This is a genomic window from Acuticoccus kandeliae (assembly GCF_003073115.1).
Map to the genome: position 1 here is coordinate 1 of NZ_QBBV01000080.1, position 391 is coordinate 391.

Here is a 391-nt window from a genome sequence, read left to right on the forward strand (position 1 = left end):
CGCGACGTCCCGGTCCGCACCGCGCTCGGCGCCATGGCGATCTCGTTCTACCTGTGGCTCGTGATGTGCGGGTTCAACGACTGGATCTCGTACTTCTTCCACATCTCGCTGAACGCGACCACGTGGGCCGGCCGCATCGGTCTGCTCGTCGTGCCGCCGATCGTGTACTGGGTGGCCTACCGCTGGTGCATCGGTCTGCAGCGGTCGGACCGCGCGGTGCTGGAGCACGGCATCGAGACGGGCATCATCAAGCGGCTGCCGCACGGTGAGTTCATCGAGGTGCACCAGCCGCTGGGCGGGGTCGACGCGCACGGTCACGCCATTCCGCTGGAGTACCAGGGCGCCTCTGTGCCCAAGCGGATGAACCAGCCCGGGTCGGCGGGTGAGCCGG

At 68.3% G+C, this 391-nt stretch carries 1 pseudogene; it reads left to right on the forward strand.

The annotated features are described in order from the left end of the window. Window positions 1-391: pseudogene (locus DBV35_RS29395) on the forward strand (cytochrome bc1 complex cytochrome b subunit); the annotation flags it as partial.